The sequence below is a fragment of the Paenisporosarcina quisquiliarum genome (assembly GCF_027563315.1).
Taxonomy (GTDB): Bacteria; Bacillota; Bacilli; order Bacillales_A; family Planococcaceae; genus Paenisporosarcina; species Paenisporosarcina quisquiliarum.
The window spans coordinates 1-351 of the sequence record NZ_JAMKBJ010000035.1 but is presented as its reverse complement, the minus strand read 5'-3'; the positions used below and the strand labels follow the sequence as shown (position 1 = coordinate 351).

The following is a 351-nucleotide window of genomic DNA, read 5'->3' as shown; positions in this document are numbered from 1 at the left end:
CTTACTTACAGCTCCCCGAAGCATATCGGTGTTAGTACCGTCCTTCATCGGCTCCTAGTGCCAAGGCATTCACCGTGCGCCCTTATTAACTTAACCTAAAAGTTAAAAAGTTCTTACGCATACAACCAAAGTTGTATGTTGAATTACTTGAATGTTTATTGCTTTCAATGTCGTTTTATCCAGTTTTCAAAGAACAAGGTTTGTTTTGCGAAAATAAACGCAAAAACAAGGTTTTGAAAGTATCGTCTTCTATAAAGAAGATGAACCTTCAAAACTGAACGCAAAACGTCAACTTACAAACCCAAGGTTTGTATTCCGTGATTATCCTTAGAAAGGAGGTGATCCAGCCGC

Annotated in this window: 1 rRNA gene; it reads right to left on the bottom strand. The window is 38.7% G+C overall.

The features are described 5' to 3' along the window. Positions 1-96: ribosomal RNA gene (locus M9R32_RS16040) — 23S ribosomal RNA — on the bottom strand; the annotation flags it as partial. Positions 97-351: the final 255 nt, after the last annotated feature.